The following is a 19,556-nucleotide window of genomic DNA, read 5'->3' on the forward strand; positions in this document are numbered from 1 at the left end:
GGGTGATCGGTGTCTGGGGATGTCTCTTTTCCATGTTTGTAGTCGTCGTGCGCATATGTTAACCGCGTGAACGCCGCGGCAAAATGATTCGCCAGACGAACACACATTCGCATAAAGAACATACATGAATTCTGTGGATACGCATAATCCACTCAGGCAGTGAGGTTGTCCGCGTCGGCGCTGGAAGAGGTTTGTTGCTTGGACGGGCCGGATTTCATCGGGTGCTACCTCTGACTAACCTGCACGCCATGCCAGGCAAGGGGCGCAGCCCGGCACGGCCGCATCGCTTCGTCTGCAGAACGGGCCGCCACGTGAAACCGTTACAAGATATGTATTGACGCTGGTCCACCCGACGGGTACTGTCGCGCTCGAAGTTCAAGAAGTTCGATTGCTGTTCATCAATTGCTCGCTCTCAGCGGTATTCGTTGTCCTCTCCCTCCTTGAAGCTTCAAACACTTTTTATTTCGTCTTTTTTCTTCAAGGATTCCTCATGGATACCGGCACCGTTAAGTGGTTCAACGACACCAAAGGCTTTGGCTTCATCACCCCGGACAAGGGCGGCGACGACCTGTTCGCTCACTTCTCGGAAATCAGGGGCGACGGCTTCAAGACGCTCGCTGAAAATCAGAAGGTGAGCTTCGAAACGAAGCAAGGCCCGAAGGGGCTGCAAGCGGCTAACATCAAGCCGCTGTAAGGTTGAAGGACCCGGCCTCCCGCTAGGGATGCCGGGTTGCAGTGACACCCTCGCGGAGCTTTGTCTCCCTCAGTTGGCGCGATCGCTCTTAGTTGGCATCTGTTTATTGAGCAGCTTGCCAAGCGCCATACGTCTCATTGCGCCTCCTCCCCTCAGGCTTCAACGCCATTTTTCGCTTTTCGACGAATTCAGAATTCGGCTCGAATGGCCTCGAATCGGCGCACCTGTGCGCTTTTCGCACGGCACGTGCGCACTCAAATATCATTAAAATTAAAATGCAGAACAAACAAATTCAGCAATACAACGGCTATGCCGTTCAACCCTCGGCGCATCGTTTGCCCGACGGTAGCTTTTCATCCAACCTGCTGCTCGAACGCATCGATAGCGCGCGAGCCGAAGGCCGCTACTGCTTCTATTCGCTCGATTACTTCAAGAGTGAAGAGCAGGCGTTGCGGCACTCGACCCACTGGGCGCGCAACTGGGTCGACACGCGCGGTTAAAGACGACAATGGCGTGGTGGTGGACCCACATCACCATTCGACATTGCTGCCGAATCTCAACCAAGGAAAAAATTGACTACCGTAATTCTGAAACCCGACGAACCCGTGGAAGTTGCAATACGCCGTTTCCGTCGCGCGATCGAGCGCACCGGCTTGATTCCGGAGCTTCGTGCCCGGACAGCCTATGAAAAACCTACCGCGGAACGCAAACGCAAAAAGGCTGTTGCAGTGGCGCGCCTGCGCAAGCAGATCAAACGGTCGTTGCCGCCGAAAAAGCGGTACTGAACAGGAGCTGCCGGGCAGCCATGCTGAGCCAGGCGGCTTGCAGCCGGGGGGGGGGGCGGGATGCCCCCTTTCGGCGCTAACGTTTCACCGCGTAGCGCACCAGTTCCGTCTCCTCCGTATGAGCGGTCCCTTTTCCGGACGGACGCGCCTGATAGTCCTCCTTGACGAGCCGCTTGACGGCGGGGGCATACCAGATCGTCTGGTCGATGCGGCCCCCGCCCGGCCCGGATTCGGGCGCCCAGGTCCCGGTCAGCCTGATCTTGATCGTGGCAAACGTGCCGGCCTTCGTCTGCACGGTTTCCTCTCCCGCCACCTCGGTTTCGGCCCGGCGCACCCAAAGTTGTCCCTGGGCGTCGGTCACTTCGCAATTCGCCTGCTTGACGTCGCCGGCCTGCAGCGGAAAGTGGAAAACGATGGTGCACGGCGAGTGCGCACCCGGTTTAGTCGGAATCGCGTTGCCTTCGGGCGAGAGCACCTCCGCGTTGCCGCCAGGGCTGATCGAGACCACTGCGCTGCCGTCGGCGCGCACATTCCTGACGGTTTGCGTGAACGTGCGCGATTTGTTGGAAAGCGGATCGGTCAGCAGATAAGTCCAGTTGTCACCCACCACGAAATGCGGCGCGTTTTGAGGCAGCAAGTCGGGCGCTGCTCGAGTGGATTGGGCCGTTGAAGCGCCCAATGCAAGCAGGAATGCCTGAACTATCGCAGCGATTTGGGGGCGCTTTTTCAGGAGTCTCACGGCAATGATCCTTTTCAATGAGTTTGAATAGGATGATTTCGGTTTTTATTTATTGGCGGGAAGCGCTAGCTCACCGACAAGCATAAAACGGGAAGTCAGATGCTCTTTTAAAGCCCATGTGGAAGCAGTATCGGAATTGTTTTACCGATGTCCGGTAGCATTACGTCATTCACATGAGCCGCACTATCAGTGTTGCAATTCGTTACGCGCCCTGGATTACAGACGGGTTTCGCCGCCGACTTGTAAGATGTTGAAATTTACCGGGCTCCAATGATTCACGGAATTAGTTTCCGATAACGACGATATATTGATTCGGATTACCGGAAAACAAATCCCCCGAAACTCATCGTTTCGAGGGATCCGGAAAATCAAACTACGCGGCTAAACCAAAGCGTCAATTCGTCAACGGCAAATACGGCGACGTCAGCTGCGAGGGCGGGAACGCCGGGATACCGCCTTGCTTGGTGAACGCATAGCGCACATACACCGCGGCGACCCATTCGCGGTACTGATAGGCATTGCCGAGCGACGCGGTCGCACCGACGGCCAACTGCGGCGCGAGCTGGTACTCGCCAGTCGCGGAGAGCGAGTAGGCGAAGCCGGTCTTGCTGAATCCCGCGTAGACGGCGCCCGAGTCGACGGCGCTGCCTGTCTGCGAATTCGCGGCGGCGCTCTGCAACGTCGAGTCGGTCGGGAAATACGATGCCGTCGACTCACGGAAGTGCTGCGCCCCGATCGAGCCCTTCAGGTCATAAGTAAAGAGCCCGTTCCTGCCCGTCAGCTCGAGCGGGAAGTTCAAGATCACGTAAAGCTGCGGACTGAAGTAGCCGCCCTGCCCGTATGTGAAATACGACTCGTTCTTTGTGTAGCCCATGATCGTCGTGTTCACGCCGGCCGTGAACGTCATGTCGGTCGACTTCACGATCCGTGTATAGAACCCGCCGCCGCCCTTGCCGCCTGTGTTGTCCTGGACGTGATCGCCGGTCAGGTACTGGAACTGCCCGTTCACGTAGACGCCGCTCGTGCCGTCGTCCCACGACAGATCGCCGCGCAGCGCGTTGTTCAGCACGCCGCCCCAGGTGAACGAATTGCCGCTGCCGTCCGTGACCTTCGCCCCTGCGTACGACACCAGACTATCGGTGACCGGACGCCGCGACGCCGCGAGCGAGTAAGAAGTCTGATCGGTGATCGCGTTGCTGTACTGCACCCCGGCAACCACGTTCGTCTCACGAAAACCGATCGGCGTCGAGCCGATATCGGCCTTCACGTAGCGGTTCTCGTAGCCGAGCGAAAAGCCGACACCGCTCGCATCCTGCGAGCCGGGCGTCGGAGTCACGCCGGACTTCGCGGCTGCGGCGACGCCGAAACGCGATTGCGTGTTCGCGTCGGTGGCCGCGGTGCCCGCGTCGAGCGTGACCGGCGTCACGCGCACGACCACCTGCCCGTCGCCCGCATGAATGCGGCCTTCGACCGGCGCCTCGATATCGGTCAGGTTGGACAGGCCGTCTTCGCCCGTGCGATTGCGGAACAGCACGCCGCCCGAGACCGTGCTCGCCTGTTCGCGGTTGATCTGCGCCAGCTCCTCTTGCACGCTCAACTGCTGCGCGGCGGCGCCGGTCGGCGGGGCGTAGCCCGCGTTGCCAGCTTGTGCGGCGGTGGACCCCGTCTGAGCGTACGCGGCGTTCGGGTTCTGAGCCGCGCTCTGAGCCGGGTAAGGCGCGGGCGGCGTCGGCACGTAGCCCTGATACGGCTGCTGGCTCGGATAATTCGGCTGATACGGCTGACGCCCGTAAGTCTGCTGCGCATACGCCGATTGCGCCGGTTGCCCGTAGCCCTGCTGCTGACCATATGGCTGCGGCTGATAGGGCTGCTGCGGATAAGGCGCCTGCGCGTAACCTTGCTGTGGATACGCCGGTTGGCCATACCCCTGTTGCGGATACGCGGGTTGTCCATAGGGCTGCTGCGGATACCCCGGCTGCCCATAAGCCTGTTGTTGTCCGTAGCCCTGCTGCGGATACGGATTCGCATAGCCGTTCTGTGCGACCGCCGTCCGTGCCGTTTGCTTCGTCCCGTTGCGTGCGGTTTTCGAATTCTTGGCGCTCGCACCTTTGGCAGCCGGCGCACCGGCGTATCCCGGTTGGCCGTACCCCTGCTGGGGCGCGGTCGGCCATGGCGTATCGCTATAGGCGGGCGCGGGCGCCGCATAACCCGCCTGTCCGTACGGCGCGGGCTGGCCGTAATTCTGTTGCGGCGGCGCATAGGCTGGCTGCTGAGGCGCATAGCCACCACCCGTCGCCTGCCCCGGATAAGGCTGTCCCGGCGCGACCCCGCTCGCGCCCGCTTGCGATTCGCCGTATGGATCAGGCCCGTAGCCGCCACCTGCGTAGCCTGCGGCGCCAGGTGCGTAAGAGGCCGACTGCGGCGCGAGCGGCGCATACGAATTGACGGGCGCGGCGGGCGCCGCCGGCGCGACGTACGGTGCCGGCACCGTTGGCGGGGTATAGGCGGGCATGGTTTGGGTCGGGTACGAGGTGGGGGCCGCGCCGTTTGCATCGACGGCGGTCTTGCCGGCAAACGGATTGGTGCCGGGCAGCGGGATCGGCCCTTTCTGCTGATACGGAAACGTCCAGCCCGGCGGCACGCGCTGCGCGCCGTTGTTCATCGCGGTCACGGCGGGCGCGTTTTGCGCGAGCAGCGAGCGCCGCAGATACTCCGCCGCCAGCGTGTTCTTGCCTTGCGCGCGGTACATCCGGCCCACGGCAGCGAGCGTTTGCGGATCGTTCGGCGTGAGCCTCAGCGCCCTATTGGCCGCCGTCTCCGCGTAATTGAAATCCTTCGCCGACGCCGCCGCGCTCATCGCCGCCACCCACAGGCCGGCATCGTCGGAGCGTTGCGCGAGCGCCATCTGGTAGCACGCGAGCGCGTTGCGATCGTCGCCCGAAGCCGTGTACAGACGGCCGAGCGCCGCTTGCAGATCGGGATTGTCGGGGCGCGCGGCGAGCCACGGCGCAAGCACTTCGTAGGCGTTCGCAAGATCGCCGGACTGGCGCACGGTATCAGCTTGGCGGATGACGATCGCGAGGTTGATCTTGTCGAAATCAGTCCGCTGCTGCGCATTCAACGGCATCGCGGCCAGACGCTGCATCACCGAGCCGAGTTCGGCATTCTGCTGCGTGCTGAGCAGGAGTCCCGCGTATTGGAGCAGCGCGCCCGCATCCGACGGAGTCAGCGCGAGCACGTTGCGCATCAGCATGAGGCCGCGGTTCGCGTCGCCGGTCGCGATATAAGCCGTCGCGAGCACGCCGGCGAGTTCCGGATCGTTTCCGGCGACCGGCTCGGCCGCGACCAGCAGCGCATGCCCTTGCGCGGGCTGTCCCATGCGCGCGAGCGCCGTCGCCCGGTCCGCTTGCTGATGCACCCAGAGCCGGTGCTGCAGCGTCGTCATGGCGGCCGTGCGCTTGTCGACGGGAATCTTGTCGAGCTGGCCCAGGCCGTACGACCAATCCTGCGTCTCGGCGGCGAGCAGCGCGCTCGCGTAGAGCGCGTCGGGCATGTCGGGATGCTTCGCGAGCAGGCCGTCCATGATGCTGCGCGCATTGGCCAGGGCGCCCTGTTGCACGTAGATGCGCGCGAGGTCGAGCCGCAGCCAGGGGTCGTCGGGCGAGTTGAGGAGCGCGTCCTCGAACGACGTGCGCGCGGTGCCCAGGTCGCCGCGCGCCAGCGCCGCGCGGCCCTGCGCCGCTTCGGCCTGGCCGCGCAGGGCGTTCGCGCCGCCCGCCTTCGCGCGCTCTGCATCGCTCAATTGATTCGCGAACGCGAGCGCCTCGTCGCCGCGCCCTTGAGCGGCCAGCGCGCCGACCAGGCCGCGGATCGCATCGGGATTGCCGGACTGGCGGCGCAGGACCATCCGGTACGCGGCTTCGGCGCCGCGCGCGTCGCCGCTCGCGAGCAGCATGTCGCCAAGCAGCGCCTGCGCGGTGACGTCGGTCGGATTCGTCGCGATCGCGCGCTCGAACAGCGTCTTCGCCTTCGCGGTGTCGCCGTTGCTGCGCGCGCCGATCGCCTCGCTCGTGTAGGTCCAGTAGGTCGCGCTATTCAGCGCGTCGCGCCAGCGCGCGGCGCCGCCTGCCTGCGAGGCGCGCTGCAGATAGTCGCGCGCCTGCGCGAACTGCTCCTGCTTCAGCAGCACGACGCCCATGCCGCCGAGCGCATCCGCGTCGTTCGGCGAGTTGGCGAGCACCGACGAGAACTTCGCCCGCGCGGTGCTCAACTCGCCCTTGTCGAGCGCGGCGAAGCCCTCGCCGATCGTGCGCCCGCGCGCGTCGGACGCCGCCGACTGGAGCGCCCGCTCGCGCACGGCCTTGTCTTGCGACGTCATCGCATCGAAGCGCGCTTTCACGGCCGGATCGTCCGGCGCGACCGCAAGATACGCTTGATAAAGCGGCAGGTCAGACTGGCGTGCGCCGAGCCACAGCAGCGCCTGCCGCCAGCTCGCCTGCGCGGCGCTGCCGACGGTCGCGTCCTTCGAGAGCTGCGCGAGCAGCGCGATCCCCTGGCGCCGGTCGGACTCGCGATACGTGAGGTGCTGCGCGTACGCGAGCTGGAAGCGCGGGTCTTCCGGATGCGCCTTCGCGAGCGCGTCGAGCCCCTGGCGCGCTTCGTCCCAGCCTTGCGGCGTCGAGCCGAGCGCCTGGTAATACTCCATCTGCAGCTCGGGCGAAGCGGGCTTGCCGGCGAGCGCCTGCTTGTACTCCTGCACCGCCGACGCCGCCTGCCCCGTCTGCTGAAGCCGGCGCGCGTCGTTGATCTCCTGGTTGCGCACGCTCGTCTCGCCGAGGCGGGAGGCGAGATCGTCGATGCCCGGATAGTCCGGCGCCGCTTGCCGAAGACGCGCGAGATATTGCTGCGCGCCGCTGCCGTCCTTTTGATCGGCGAGCAGCATGCCCATGCCGTAAAGCGCGTCGGGCTGCTTCGGGTCGATGCGCAAGACCTTGAGCCACGCCTGTTGCGCGAGGTCGCCGCGGCGGTGCGCCTGCCAGTACTTGCCCTGTTGCACGAGCACGGCGAGCGGCGTGCCTGCGGCTGAAGCGGCGCTGGCTGGAGGATCGGCGGCGTGGACGGCGCCCGTTGCCGCGATGGCGGTGAGCGCTAAAGCAGCGGCGCTCAGGATGCGCGGGCGGTGGCGGATTGGCATGAGGTCTCCCAGCGCGGCACGAGACGGCCCGCTTCATCGAAGCGGTAGCGGCCCTCGGCGGCGCCCGTGCCGAACAAAGTCAGCACTTGATCGTAATAAGGCGGTTGATTGTTGTTATGCGGCGTCTGTCCGTTGGCGGAAGCCGCCGGGGTCCAGAACGACGCCAGATGGGCTTGCGCGAGGCCAGCCGCGCGCGCGTCGCCGAGCGCGTTGAAGTACGGCAGCAGCGCGGCCCAGAAGCCGAGCGGCGCTTCGCCCTTGGTCGCGCCGCTCGTCGTCGCGACGTGCTCGGGCGGCACGCCGGTCGACGCGATCTGCTCGCGCATCCCGCCAAGCGCGGCGAGCCACGGTTTCGCGAGCGGATCGCCCGGTGCGGCGAGCCCCGCCCACAGATAGACGCGGATCGCGTCGTAGCTGCCGACGTCGCCCTTCTCCGGATCGACGATGAACTGGTTGCCTCGATACGCGGCCCAATCGGGCGCGAAGCCGCGCGGCGCGGTGGTCTTGACGAGCGCGTAAGCGTTGTCGGCGAGCTTCGACCAGGGGCCGGAGGGCATCTGGCCCGCGAGCGCGCGCAACACCGGCAGCGGCAAATAACTCGGATTCACGCGCGTCGTGCCGCCGTTCTGGAAGCCTTCCTTGCCGGGCAGCAGCATCGGCCCGAGGCCGTTCAGGTTCGTCACTTCCTGCTGCGCGATCTGCGTCGCGAGCGCGTAGGCGAGCTTCGTGTAGGCCGGTTCGCGCCACAGCCGTCCGGCTTCGAACAGGTCGTAGGCAATCCACAGGTCGGCGTCCGACGCCGAATTCGGATCGAGCACGCCATACGAGCCGTCGGGTTTTCTGCCCCAGTGCCAGGCAGGGAGCGTGACGTGGCTCGAGTCGAAGCGGCCGTCCGCGAGATTCGTGCGCGTCCATTGCAGCAGCTTGTCGAAGGTCGCGCGGTCGTTGGCGACGAGCGCGAAGAACAGCGCGTACGACTGCCCTTCGGACGTGGTCTGCTGCTGCGGCACCGAGTAGTCGATCACGCGGCCATCGGCCTGCACGAGCTTCGAGACGAACTCGCGGTAGGCGGGCCAGTCGCCGCACGGGGCGGCGCTCGAGGCGCAGGCCGCGAAAGAAACGGTCGCGGTCAACGCAGCCACGGTGGCCCGGGCCAGTTGCGACGGCACGGGGAAAGCGCGGTCTCGCATCTCAATCCCCCAGCCGGCGCGCGGCGATCCCGCGCAGCACGCGGTAGCACAGCGCCGCGAGAATCAACGCCGCGATCAGGCCACCCAGCATCAAGAGAATCGGATGGGTCGAGAACGCCCAGCGCAGGTATTCGACGACCGGCAGCTTGCCGACGTAGTAGATGTCCCCGTTCGACACGGTCTCCAACGTACGTCCGTGGATCACGGTCATGCCGCCCTGGATCTCGCGCACGAGATCGGGGTCGAGCAGCGCGGAGGTCAGGTCCGAGTCGGACTGCCCCGCCGCGCCGATCAGCGCGACCACGCTGCGGCCCTTTTGCAGCGGCGACTCGAAGCCGGTAATGAGCGCATCGCCCGACGCGCTCACGAGCGACAGATCCGCCCGCGCCGCCGCGCGCTCGGCGCCGCGATCGCCGTTCCACCAGCCGTTCAAGCGGTACTCGACGTCCGAGAGCTGGAACGTGCGGCCTTCGTCGGCGCCCGAAAACGGCATCGCCTTTTGCCAGGTGGCGAGGAGCGGCTGCTTGCCGGGCGCGCCGATCAAAAGAAGGTCCTTATCTTTGATCTTATCGACGTCACCCGCGTAGGCGACCGTCACGCCCGTCACCGGGTAGCCGGTCGACGCGCCCATCCGCCCCATCGCCGCGAACAGCAGGCTGTAGTCGCTGCCGTTCGCGTCGTTCGGCAGGATCACGGCCGTCTCGGACAAATCGGCCATCCGCGTGAACGGGAAGCCGCTGTTCGCGTACGCGGCCAGGTCCGGCATCGCCATGTAGTGCGGGAACGACGACAGATCGATCGACGAATCGGGGTCGATCTCGCCGCGCACGTTGTCGATGATCTGCCCCTGGCATTCGCCGGTCTTCGGCATGTCGTAGAAGAAGTGGAAGCGCAATTGCGCCTGCGACGTCAGCAAGTGCGGCGGCAGGAAGACCCGGTGCTCGGCCGGCGCCGTGTTGTCCGGCAGCATGCGGTTCAGATAGCGGCCGAGATCGAGCATCGACGCCGATTGCGCCGGAATCCGCAGCGCCTGCACGAAGTCGTTGTTGACGCTGATGTTGAGCGTCGAGCGATCCGGCGCCGGCCGCGCCGTGTAGCGGAAATGCAGGTCGATCGGCACGCCCTTCGTGCGCCACGTGAACAGATCGGGCGCGATGCGCAGGTTCACGCGCACGACGTCGGCGTTGTAGCCGGTGACCGACAAGTCGCGCAGATCGACGAGCTCGCCGAAGCGCACCGGGCGGTCGGTCGGCAGCCAGTTCGGCGCGTCGTAGGGCATGCGCGGCTTGACCGGCAACAAGTTCGAGATCGTCTCGCTCGCGCCCGACAGCGCCGCCTGCCCGATGCCGAGCGCCGTCGCCGCCGTCCTCAGCTCGCGCGCGTCGCGGCCCATCACGAGCAGCAGCTTGCCGCGCGCGGGCGGCGCGCGATCGACGATCGCGAGCATCGGCCCTTGAATCTCCGGCAGCGTCACGCCGGCGGGTTTCTCGTCGCTCGTCGCGAACACCACGGCGTTGCCCGAGAGCGGCGCGTTGTCGGTCTGCGCCGGGAACAGCGCGCCGCGGTAGCCAGCAAGCGCGCCGAACCACGACGCGACGATGCCGGCCGCTTCGATCGTGCCCGTGCCCGGGTGCTGCGCGAAGACGAACGGCAGTTCCAGTCGGCGGATGTCGCGGCGGTCGAAGAACGGCAGCGGCAGCGCGCCGAGATCGGCCTTGGCCGGCAGCTCGCCGAACGAGAGGTCGAGCGTGCTCGCGTTGCTGACCGTCGCCCATAGCGCGCTGTTCTGCGGATCTTCGCAGGCGTGCGTGTAGTGCGCGATCAGCTGGATGTTCAGGTGGTTGAATTCAGTGATGAAGCGCGGCTCGATCGGCACGTCGCGCGACACCAGGACGCCCGCCTGCTCGCGCGGCAGCGGCAGCGACGCGACCGGTTCGCCGTTCATGAGCACCTTCAGATGCGACACCTCCGGCAACAGCGCCGGCGAGTAGCTATAGATCAGGTGCAGCGTCGCGCCCGTCACCACCTCGTCGGCCCGCACCGAGAACGGCACGCCGTTCTGGCTCTCGACGCCGCGCAACTGCAGCGGATCGAGCGCGCCGAGCTGCTGGAACGTGAAGCTCTGGCGACGGCCGCCCGAGACGATCGTGCCGTCGTCGGCCGTGGTGGGCATCGCGCTGCGCTGGTTGCGCGGGATCGCGGCGAGCAACGGCGCGGCCGGCGTCGCGAGCGCGGCCTGGCCGCCGGGCTGCGCAATGAGCGGAATGGCGGGGCCGAGCGGCGCCGCCCCCGACGCGCCCAAAGCACTCGCTGCGGCCGCATTCGCCGCCGTCGCCGAAGCCGCCCCGGCCCCGGTCTTGTCTTGCGCAACCGCCGTACCGACTGCAATCGCTAACAACGCGGCCATCACCGCCGCAAGCCCTGCCTTCCCCATAGATCAGCTCTGGTCCTTTGCCTCGCCGGCACGCAGCCGGCGCATGCGCCGAGCCTTCTGAAAGTCGGAGTAAATGTGTTCGAAGAGCCCGGTGATGCCCGCGCAGCCGACGCGCATCACATGCATGAGACCGCGCAGCGGCGCGTCGGCCTGACGCCCCTCGGCCCAGTTGGTCCAGGCGTCCGCCCGTGCGAACGTGCTCTGCACGAAGTCGAGTTCCTGTTCGCGCGTGAGCGGCGCGAACTGCAGGCCGACACGCCCCGGCGCCGTGAACGTCACGGAGGCCGGGAACACGAATTCCTCGTTGCCGCGAAAGAGCGACACGCTCACTTTCTCGTGCATCGGAATTTCGATCGATGCGGGCAGGCGCAGGCCCACGCCGCCCTCGGCGTAGTCGATCGTCTCGCACGCCAGCGTGCGCCCGGTCGAGAAGCGCAGCGCCGCGGGCACGGTCATCGCCACGCGGTGCGCGCCGCGCACCTGGCGCTGCTCGCGCGCGGCGGCCACGCTCGCGCCGAGAATCAGCATGTTGTAGCCGGTCCACGCGAGATTGAGCACCGTCGTCTGCACTTCGCTTTGCGACTGCATGTTCATCGCGATATGGACGATGCCGACCATGAAGCCGATCAGGTTCAGCACCAGCAGGATCAGGTAAGGCCGCGAGATCGCCCAGTCGAAGTACTGCTCCTCGATCTTGCCGCCCTTGGCCGTCACGTTGAACTTGCCGAGCTTCGGGTTGATGAGCGCGAGCAAGGTGGGCGCGGTGATGTACGACGCGAGCACCGATTCGTAGACCTCGGCCCAGAACGAGTGCCGGAACTGGCGCTGCATGCGCGAGTTCGTGATGCTCGCGTGCATCATGTGCGGCAGCGCGTAGATCGCGATCATGCTGGCCGCCGCCTGAATCACGTGCGCGCCGAAGAACAGGAACGACAGCGGCGCGGTCAGGAAGATGAGCCGCGGGATGCCGTAGAAGAAGTGCATCATCGCGTTCAGATAGCAGAGCCGCTGCCCGAAGGACAGGCCGCGCCCCGTGAGCGGGTTGTCGATGCGGAAAATCTGCGTCATGCCGCGCGCCCAGCGGATGCGCTGGCCGATGTGGCCGCCGAGGCTTTCGGTCGCGAGGCCCGCGGCCTGCGGGATCGCGAGATACGCGGTCGTGTAGCCGAGGCGGTGCAGCTTCAAGGCGGTGTGCGCGTCCTCGGTCACGGTCTCGACCGCGATGCCGCCCACCTCCTCCACCATCGTGCGCCTGAGCAGCGCGCACGAGCCGCAGAAGAACGTCGCGTTCCACAAGTCGTTGCCGTCCTGCACGAGCCCGTAGAACAGCTCGCCCTCGTTCGGCACCTTGCGGAACGTGCCGAGGTTCTTCTCGAACGGGTCGGCCGAGAAGAAATGGTGCGGCGTCTGCAACATCGACAGCTTCTTGTCGCGCAGGAACCAGCCGAGGCCGATCTGCAGGAACGAGCGGGTCGGGATGTGATCGCAGTCGAAGATCGCGAAGTACTCGCCCGTCGTGATCTTGAGCGCTTCGTTGATGTTGCCCGCCTTCGCGTGGCGGTTGTGCGAGCGGATCGTCCAGGCGACGCCGACTTCCTCGCAGAACGCCTTGAACTCGGGCCTGCGGCCGTCGTCGAGCACGTGGATCGAGAGCTTGTCCTTCGGGTAGTCGAGCGCGATCGCCGCGTAGATCGTCGGCTTCACGACCGAGAGCGGCTCGTTGTAGGTCGGGATGAACACGTCGACGGTCGGCCAGGCGCTGCGGTCGGCGGGCAACGCGACCGGCGAGCGCTTGAGCGGCCACGCGGTCTGGAAGTAGCCGAGCAGCAGCACGATCGTCGAGTAGACCTCGGCCGATACCAGCAGCACGCCCCAGATCACGTCGACCGGATGCTCCCAGTAGGTCGTCTCGGTGAGCCGCCAATACATATAGCGGCCGGACGCGATCACCGAGAGCATGATCATCACGAGCGTCGCGAAGCGTCCGTCGGCGCGCCGGAACAAGAGCGCGCAGACGAAGCAGCAGGTCGCGAAGATCAGCTGCTGCGTGAGCGACATCGGCACCGTGAACACGAGGTACAGCGCGGCGATCGCGAACACGAACAGCAGCGCCGCGACCGGCCAGCTGCCCCACACGCCCGCGTCGACGAAGCGCTTGGACCAGCGTGCGAAGCGCGACTGGCGCTCGGACGCTTTTGCCGTCGAGCCGGAATCCCGCGCAGTGGATTGGCCCGCCCCCGCCTCGCGCGATACGGTGCTCATGCGACGCTCCTCGGCAGCGCCCGCTGCCCCGCGAGCCTCGCGAGCAGCCAATCGCCGCAAGCGCGGAAATCGGCGGCGGCCTGGCTGAGCGGATCGTAGTGGATGACGGTCGTGTCGTAGGCGAGCGCTTCGCTCACACCCTGGTCTTCGTGCACGACGCCCGGAAACAGATGCGCGCCGAGCGAGCCGCGCAGCACCTTCACGACGTCCTTGGTCAATTGGCGCGACTGATCCGCCTGATTGATCACGTAGCCATAACCGCGGAAATCGGGGCGCGGCGCCGCGTAGGCGTCGATCAGCCGCTCCATGAGCGGGATCGCGGCATACGACGCGGCGTCGGGCAGCACCACGTTCACCGCGAATTGGGCGTTCAGGAGCGCCGCGCGCGTGTACACCGACGCGCCAGGCGGCGTATCGATCAGGACGATATCGGAGGGTTCGAGCGACAGCGCCGCAAGCGCCGAGGTGAACAGCTCCGGTTCGGAATCGAGGCGTTTTTCGAAGACGCGCCGGTCGTCCTCGTTGAGCGCGCCGTACGGCAGCACGGTGACGCCGTCGGGCGCGTCGAACATCGTGCTATGCCACGGCTCCTGGGCGAGCGTCGCGCGCGAGATGCCCTCGATGCTGTCGAGCGGCATGCCGAAGTGCAGCCGCAGCGCGTTCTGCGGATCGAGGTCGAGCGCGATCACGCGCCGACCCGGTGCGCCGAGCACCGCGGCGAGGTTGGCGGCCAACGTCGTTTTGCCGACGCCGCCCTTGGCTGAAACCACCGCGACTACGTTCATGACTGCTTGCGCGCGGCGTCGAAGCGCGTTCGGCCGAGGATGTTGCTGCCGGCGACCGGCGCTCCGGTGGCTGGGGCTTTGGAGGCCGGCTCAGGCTCGCGGGGCGTTTCGAGGCGGCGGAAGAGGCGCGACAGATCGCCTTTGACTTCGGGCTCGGCCACGGCCGGCGCTGGCGTGGCCCGGAACATCTGGCCGAGGATCGAATTCGCGGCGGGTGCGGATGTGGGCGCGGGAGCCATGCTAGCTGGAGTCGCGGCAACCGGAGTCGAGGGAGCCACAGCAACCGCCTTATCGGTGGAAGCTGTCGAAGCGGCGCGGCCCAAGATGCCCTTCGCCGCCGCAGCTTGCCGTTCACCTGCCGATGCCACAGGCGCCGGATTCATCAATTGACTCGCGGACGGCTGTGCCGGCGCTGCCGGACCGGTCGCTTCCGGCTCGTCCTCGACCTTCACCGCCGGCGCAAAGCGCGGCGCGCCCACGACGCGCGGAGCCGCAGCGACAGCCGGAACGGGCGTAGTCGCGTGACGGTGCCCGCGCGCGAACAGCGGCAGCTTCGATGCCGGACGCACGGGCTTCGCCGCAGCAGGCTGCACGGACTTGATCTGGCCGGCCGCGCTCGTGGTCCGAACGCTCACCGTCGGCACGTCCTGGTGCGCTTCGACATCGAGGGAAGCCAACAGCGGCCAGCGGGCGCGCGCGATCTGTGACTCGTCGTCGCGCGCCACTTCCTGGTAGGCATCGGCATTGCCGCCGAACTTCCTGAACAGATTGCCGATATCGTCCGACACACTCATTGACATCCCCCTTCACGCTGCCTCGCCTGGCTTGCCCTAGCTTCGATGATCGGCCTCCTCGTTCGCCAGACGAAACTCCAGTGCCAGAGGGTTGTCCACGGCCACTTGGGTCAACGCCAAGGCGCTGCTCGCGCCCAGTTCGCGCAACCAATACTGGTAGGCGCCTTCGAGAAAGCCCGGCGTCCAGGCTTGGGAATTCGGTCCGAACGCGGCGAGCGGCGCGCAGAAATGCTGGATGGCCAGATGGTCGTCGGTCTCGACGAGGTCCACGAAGCCCCAGTCGAGTTCGCGCCAGATCGCGTTCAGCGCCGCGGCGAACGCATCGAGGCTGTCGCATTCGCCCACCGCGTGGTTCGCCGCGAAGCGCTCGCCTACGCGCGCCATGAGCTGGCGCAACTGGGCCGCGTCAAGCTGAGCCTCGAATTCCTGAGCGAGCGCGCTCAGGAAATCTCGCCATTGCGTTGACGGTTGTTGCTCAGCGAAGTAGCTGACGATCGCGGACATAGGTGCTTGCATGACGAAAATGAGCGCCCAGCAAAGGACACCCCGGTTTGCGTTGATCTGCCGCGATTTGCTTGGCGGTGCGCGGCGGGCGGCTTGATTTGCGCCCGCCCTGGTTTCGGCTTATTAACCGCCCCGCGATTTTATTGCGGAATGTCTCAAAAAAGTTAATCGATGCATGCGCGCAACAAATAAATAACGGAAACAGGCAAACAATTGGCGCCTAAACGGCCGTCGAGCGCTCCTAGCCGGGTGCCTCAAGGCGGCCCCCCTAGCCGGGCGCCCCTATACGGCGATTACACAGTTGCGCCCATGGCTTTTCGCGCGATAAAGCCGCTGGTCGGCTGCGCGCAGCACGGTATCGAGCGAATTGCCGTCCTGCCCGAACTGCGAGATGCCGATGCTGACGGTGACCGACACCCCGTCGACGCCCATCGCTTCGAAGCGCGTGCCCTGAATAGCCATACGAATCCGCTCGCCGACCATCAGCGCGACGTCGAGCGCCGCTTGGGGCAGCAGGACCATGAACTCCTCGCCGCCCACGCGCGCCACGCCGTCGTAGGGCCGGATGGCTTCGAGGCAGGTCTGCACGAACGCCTTGAGGACCGAATCGCCGACTTGATGCCCGAAGGTGTCGTTGACCCGCTTGAAATTGTCGAGATCGAGCGCGAGCAGCGAGAACGGCGCCTCGCCACGCTTGACCCTGCTGATTTCCGTCTCGACCCGCTCGAGAAAGATGCGCCGGTTGACCGCGCCCGTGAGCGGATCGATCGCGGCCAGATGCTCGAGCTTCTGGTTGGTGTGCTGCAGCTCCTGCAGCGCGGCTTCGGTGCGCGCCTTCGCTTCCGCCAGGCGGGCCATCAGCTCGTCCTGGCTGTAAATGGTCGAAAACGAGCGCGTCGTGTGAAACGCCTGCACGACGCCGAAGCTCAACAGGAAGAACCCGCCCGCGAAGATCGCATGCGCGAGCCACCACATGTGGTTCCACGGCTTGCCGAGAATGAACGCGAGCGACGAGAGCGCGAACGACATCACCGAAATGCCGAAGATCAGCATCAGAGGCGAACGGATCCGGCGCCACAACATCAGGGCGACATTGACGAGCGAGACGACGAGCGCCCCGCCCTCCATCGACAAGCGCGTGCCGAGCGAACCAGCATACGGCGAGTACGCGATCACCGCGATGAACAGATCGATGGCCAGGAACCCGATGAGCCACGTCACCCACGTCCACGGGTCCGAGCGCTTCGCCGCGGAGTCAGGCGGCGAGTTATATGAGAGGAGGCCGACCAGCAGCAGGATCGACATGACGAAACGCGAGGCCGGCCCGTACAGCAGGAAGAGCCAAATGTTCCGATGCGAAAAGCCGGTAAAGACGCCGTGCAGCGTATAGATCACGACGAAGCCGGCAAAGCCGAGCGTGAGCCAGCGCAGGATCGGCTCGCCCGAGAGGCGGTAGCACTGCCAGGTCACATAGGTGACGAAGAGCCCTTCCAGCGTGGCCGCGGCAATCGCGATCTCATGGAAGAGATGGTTTTCGAACTTGAGGGACGGGTCCTGGAAGTAGTACAGGTAAGCGATCAGATAGGCCGGAGCGAGCGCGAATCCGATCAAGAGCAGACGGCCGTAGATTTGCGTCACATGGCGGATGCCGGCGGGTGGTTCCACGATGACCGCCGCGCTCGTTGCGCTATTCAGGCTCATGTTCGCGTCCCCTTCGAAGATGGTCTCCAGCAGTCCGGCTGAACGGCTCGCCTCGGCCCGGCCTCCTGTAACCGGACTCGAACTTTACCTTATCAATATAGAGATAAGATAAGACAATACCAGTCGATTGGCATAGCGCCTTTCGAATTTCCGCGCGTTACATAAGGGCTGCCACAAGAAGGGGCTGCCACAAGAAAAAACGACGCAGTCGCAGCGGGAAGCGCTGCAACCGCGTCGCAAAAGGATGCTCGGTGCTTCGGCCTACTTCGCCGCGACGCGCTCGGCTTGTTCAGCAGCGCGCTTCGTGGTCTTCGACACGGCCGCGTTGACGGCCTCGACATTGTTTTCCGCGACTTCGATCGCTTGCTGCGTCGCCTGGCGTGTCGACTCATACCATGCGCTGGCCGCGTTGATCGCCGACTTCAACGCCGTAATCGCGGGCTCGGCTGCGGCGGGCACATTGCGGCCGGCATCGTCGACGAAATGATGCAGACGGCGCTGCTGCTCCGCGTACTGTTCGTTGGCGACGTTGGCGAACTCCGCCTGAGCGGCAGTCGCGATCGAGAAGAGGCGCGAGTAGTAGGCTTGCGTGCGCGCGACCGCCTGCTCCAACGGGTTCGCTCGCAGCGCGCCCCATTCGCGCGGGCTCTTGCTCGACACCGCATGAAGCACGGCCTCTTGCGATTCGCCGGCGGCCGATTTGATGGTGTCGAAGTTCAGTTCGATCACCTTCTGAAAATGTTCAAAGGCGTGATTGGCGAGAGCAAACGACGTCTCGAGATTCGCGCGCTGTGCCGCCGCGTAGTGTTCCGGATTCCAATAGCTCATTGACTCGCTCCCTAAAGCGCCCTTCTTGCGGGCAGTATCGACTTGGCGTCATCGCGTGTTAAGCGAACGGTACAAATCTATCAGTCGCAAAATTACGAAGGACCTAGCGATCTTGATAGCTAGGACAATCGGTAGCGCTACCGATATGGGCGCCTCGCCGACTTGCGCTACACTCCGGCGCCGGTCCAGCGCGGCCAAGCGCCGGACCTCGCGTTTCGGACGGCATCGCGGCAACACAATTGCCCGCGGCTGTCCGCCTGACGCCTCCGCCTCACGGCAGGCGTCGCCACTGCGCAGGCTCGCGACCCGAGCCCGCGTGACAGGAAGACGGAGTTATCGCTTCGGCTTCTACATCTCTACGGAGTCAACGCTTTGTCAAACCAGTTCAATACCGGGCTCGCCAGCCTGTTCGGCACCGGGGAAGGCCCCGCCCACGAACGCATTGCCCTCACCACCGACGCCCATTCGGGTCTCCAGTCGATCATCGCCGTCTACAGCACCGCGCTCGGCCCCGCATTCGGCGGCTGCCGCTACTGGACCTACGCACACGACATGGACGCGCTCGTCGACGCGCTGCGTCTGTCGCAAGGCATGGCGTACAAGAACGCGCTCGCCGACCTGCCGTTCGGCGGCGGCAAGGCGGTGATCCTGCGCAAGCCCGAGCAGACCGACCGCACGCGGCTCTTCAAGGCGTTCGGACGCGCGGTCCAAGCGCTCGACGGCCTCTATATCACGGCGGAAGACGTCGGCACCACGGTGGACGACATGCGCGCGGCGCAGACCGAAACGCGCTACATCAGCGGCATGCCGCGCGAGGGCGAGTTCGGCGGCAACCCGTCGCCGAAGACGGCTTACGGCGTGTTCGTCGGCATCGAGGCGGCCGCGCAGTATGTGATGGACAAGAGCAGTCTCGCGGGCGTGTCGGTGGCCGTGCAAGGGCTCGGCTCGGTCGGCTGGGATCTGTGCCAGCGGCTCTCCGACGCGGGCGCGAAGCTGATCGTGGCGGACATCGACGCCGCGAAGGTCGCGACCGCGAAGGAGCGCTTCGGCGCGCAAGCCGTGACGCCCGCGGAGATCGTCGACGTCGAGGCCGACGTGTTCGCGCCGTGCGCGCTGGGCGCGGCCATCACGTCGGCAGTGGCCGAGCAATGCCGCTTCCGCATCGTCGCGGGCGGCGCGAACAACCAGCTCGCGTCGCTCGCCGAAGGCGACACGCTGCAAAGCCGCGGCATCTTCTATGCCCCCGACTTCCTGATCAACGCCGGCGGCATCATCAGCTGCGCGCGCGAATATCTCGGCGGCACCGATGAGGCCTCGGTGATGGCCGAAGTCGCCAAGATCCGCGAGCGGCTGTTTGCGCTCGCGCAGCGTGTCGAGAAGACCGGCGAAGCGCCTGCGCGCGCGGCGGTGAGCTGGGCGCGCGAGAAGATCGAGCGCGCGGCGGCTAGCTAAAGGCTTAGCCGGCGCCTGTCTAAATGGCGTGGCGTGAAGCATCGAGCCACGTTAAATCCGAAGCCGCTTCCTTGCGAAGCGGCTTCGTTTTTTTCAGCGTTGAAAGCTATCAATCCCGCTGTAACGGATTGAAATCAGCACGCGTCGAACCGATGCGCTAAGCGAGCTCAATCGCGACTAAACTTCGCGCCGTA

14 protein-coding genes are annotated in these 19,556 nt (G+C 65.6%); 4 read left to right on the top strand and 10 right to left on the bottom strand.

Annotation, left to right across the window (positions count from 1 at the left end; all coding sequences use genetic code 11):
• Positions 1-490: 490 nt before the first annotated feature.
• The 3 genes from AAHK20_RS16020 (at position 491) to rpsU (ending at position 1,479) form a co-directional block, all read left to right on the top strand.
• Complete coding sequence (locus AAHK20_RS16020; protein WP_449182497.1) at positions 491-694, top strand: cold-shock protein; 204 nt, start codon at positions 491-493, stop codon at positions 692-694.
• 275 nt (positions 695-969) lie between these two features.
• Complete coding sequence (locus AAHK20_RS16025; protein ID WP_449182449.1) at positions 970-1,194, top strand: hypothetical protein; 225 nt, start codon at positions 970-972, stop codon at positions 1,192-1,194.
• Positions 1,195-1,266: 72 nt separating this feature from the next.
• Entirely contained in the window at positions 1,267-1,479 is a 213-nt protein-coding gene (rpsU, locus tag AAHK20_RS16030; protein ID WP_449182450.1) for a 30S ribosomal protein S21, read from the top strand.
• A gap of 76 nt (positions 1,480-1,555) precedes the next feature.
• On the opposite strand, the gene AAHK20_RS16035 is transcribed toward rpsU, so the two are convergent.
• The 10 genes from AAHK20_RS16035 to phaP all read right to left on the bottom strand — a co-directional run bounded on the left by AAHK20_RS16035 (position 1,556) and on the right by phaP (position 17,910).
• Positions 1,556-2,116: a hypothetical protein gene (locus AAHK20_RS16035; RefSeq protein ID WP_449182451.1), complete on the bottom strand. Its 561-nt coding sequence runs from the start codon at positions 2,114-2,116 to the stop codon at positions 1,556-1,558.
• Between the two features lie 496 nt (positions 2,117-2,612).
• The gene (locus AAHK20_RS16040; RefSeq protein ID WP_449182452.1) at positions 2,613-7,412 is read right to left on the bottom strand and encodes a cellulose synthase subunit BcsC-related outer membrane protein; all 4,800 of its coding nucleotides are present in this window, start codon (positions 7,410-7,412) and stop codon (positions 2,613-2,615) included.
• Positions 7,382-8,602, bottom strand: a complete 1,221-nt coding sequence (bcsZ, locus tag AAHK20_RS16045; RefSeq protein ID WP_449182453.1) for a cellulose synthase complex periplasmic endoglucanase BcsZ — start codon at positions 8,600-8,602, stop codon at positions 7,382-7,384. Before bcsZ ends, AAHK20_RS16040 begins: the two co-directional genes overlap by 31 nt.
• A 1-nt stretch (position 8,603) precedes the next feature.
• A complete protein-coding gene (gene bcsB / locus AAHK20_RS16050; protein ID WP_449182454.1) occupies positions 8,604-11,036 on the bottom strand; it encodes a cellulose biosynthesis cyclic di-GMP-binding regulatory protein BcsB in 2,433 nt (810 codons plus the stop codon).
• A gap of 3 nt (positions 11,037-11,039) precedes the next feature.
• Positions 11,040-13,298, bottom strand: a complete 2,259-nt coding sequence (gene bcsA, locus AAHK20_RS16055; RefSeq protein WP_449182455.1) for a UDP-forming cellulose synthase catalytic subunit — start codon at positions 13,296-13,298, stop codon at positions 11,040-11,042.
• Positions 13,295-14,083, bottom strand: a complete 789-nt coding sequence (gene bcsQ / locus AAHK20_RS16060; RefSeq protein ID WP_449182456.1) for a cellulose biosynthesis protein BcsQ — start codon at positions 14,081-14,083, stop codon at positions 13,295-13,297. The genes bcsA and bcsQ overlap by 4 nt, the downstream gene beginning before the upstream one ends.
• Positions 14,080-14,877, bottom strand: coding sequence for a cellulose biosynthesis protein BcsP (gene bcsP / locus AAHK20_RS16065; protein ID WP_449182457.1), 798 nt, complete (start codon positions 14,875-14,877; stop codon positions 14,080-14,082). The genes bcsQ and bcsP overlap by 4 nt, the downstream gene beginning before the upstream one ends.
• A gap of 36 nt (positions 14,878-14,913) precedes the next feature.
• Positions 14,914-15,381, bottom strand: a complete 468-nt coding sequence (gene bcsD, locus AAHK20_RS16070) for a cellulose biosynthesis protein BcsD (RefSeq protein WP_449182458.1) — start codon at positions 15,379-15,381, stop codon at positions 14,914-14,916.
• A gap of 282 nt (positions 15,382-15,663) precedes the next feature.
• A complete protein-coding gene (locus tag AAHK20_RS16075; protein ID WP_449182459.1) occupies positions 15,664-17,082 on the bottom strand; it encodes a GGDEF domain-containing protein in 1,419 nt (472 codons plus the stop codon).
• Positions 17,083-17,343: 261 nt separating this feature from the next.
• On the bottom strand, positions 17,344-17,910 hold the full coding sequence (gene phaP, locus AAHK20_RS16080) for a TIGR01841 family phasin (protein ID WP_449182460.1): 567 nt from the start codon (positions 17,908-17,910) through the stop codon (positions 17,344-17,346).
• A 372-nt stretch (positions 17,911-18,282) separates the two neighbouring features.
• Here phaP and AAHK20_RS16085 point away from each other — a divergent pair, with 372 nt between their 5' ends.
• Positions 18,283-19,362 (top strand): Leu/Phe/Val dehydrogenase, encoded by a 1,080-nt coding sequence (locus AAHK20_RS16085; protein WP_449182461.1) that lies wholly within the window; start codon positions 18,283-18,285, stop codon positions 19,360-19,362.
• Positions 19,363-19,556 lie beyond the last annotated feature (194 nt).

The organism is Trinickia camelliae, assembly GCF_053525655.1.

What these genes read in the sequence shown, in the direction of transcription:
- AAHK20_RS16020 (WP_449182497.1), top strand. Translation starts at nt 491, where the DNA reads ATGGATACCGGCACCGTTAAGTGGTTCAACGACACCAAAGGCTTTGGC.
- bcsP (WP_449182457.1), bottom strand. Translation starts at nt 14,877, where the DNA reads ATGAGTGTGTCGGACGATATCGGCAATCTGTTCAGGAAGTTCGGCGGC.
- bcsB (WP_449182454.1), bottom strand. Translation starts at nt 11,036, where the DNA reads ATGGGGAAGGCAGGGCTTGCGGCGGTGATGGCCGCGTTGTTAGCGATT.
- bcsD (WP_449182458.1), bottom strand. Translation starts at nt 15,381, where the DNA reads ATGTCCGCGATCGTCAGCTACTTCGCTGAGCAACAACCGTCAACGCAA.
- AAHK20_RS16025 (WP_449182449.1), top strand. Translation starts at nt 970, where the DNA reads ATGCAGAACAAACAAATTCAGCAATACAACGGCTATGCCGTTCAACCC.
- bcsZ (WP_449182453.1), bottom strand. Translation starts at nt 8,602, where the DNA reads ATGCGAGACCGCGCTTTCCCCGTGCCGTCGCAACTGGCCCGGGCCACC.
- phaP (WP_449182460.1), bottom strand. Translation starts at nt 17,910, where the DNA reads ATGAGCTATTGGAATCCGGAACACTACGCGGCGGCACAGCGCGCGAAT.
- AAHK20_RS16075 (WP_449182459.1), bottom strand. Translation starts at nt 17,082, where the DNA reads ATGAGCCTGAATAGCGCAACGAGCGCGGCGGTCATCGTGGAACCACCC.
- bcsA (WP_449182455.1), bottom strand. Translation starts at nt 13,298, where the DNA reads ATGAGCACCGTATCGCGCGAGGCGGGGGCGGGCCAATCCACTGCGCGG.
- AAHK20_RS16040 (WP_449182452.1), bottom strand. Translation starts at nt 7,412, where the DNA reads ATGCCAATCCGCCACCGCCCGCGCATCCTGAGCGCCGCTGCTTTAGCG.
- bcsQ (WP_449182456.1), bottom strand. Translation starts at nt 14,083, where the DNA reads ATGAACGTAGTCGCGGTGGTTTCAGCCAAGGGCGGCGTCGGCAAAACG.